A 255-nucleotide genomic window follows, 5' to 3' on the forward strand; every position below is an offset into this window, starting at 1 on the left:
TTTCGCTACGGCTCCGCTTGCGCTTAACCTTGCTGGACAGAGTAACTCGCTGACTCATTATGCAAAAGGCACGCGGTCACACCTCAAGGGTGCTCCCACAGCTTGTAGGCAACAGGTTTCAGGTTCTGTTTCACTCCCCTGACAGGGGTTCTTTTCACCTTTCCCTCACGGTACTGGTGCACTATCGGTCGCCAGCGAATACTTAGCCTTGGAAGATGGTCCTCCCGGATTCCCACGGGGTTTCACGTGCCCCGC

1 rRNA gene is annotated in these 255 nt (G+C 55.7%); it reads right to left on the bottom strand.

Annotated elements, in window-relative coordinates:
- Positions 1-255: ribosomal RNA gene (locus V6B97_RS17295) — 23S ribosomal RNA — on the bottom strand; the annotation flags it as partial.

Source organism: Nitratidesulfovibrio sp. 1201_IL3209, assembly GCF_036763125.1.
Taxonomy (GTDB): Bacteria; Desulfobacterota; Desulfovibrionia; order Desulfovibrionales; family Desulfovibrionaceae; genus Cupidesulfovibrio.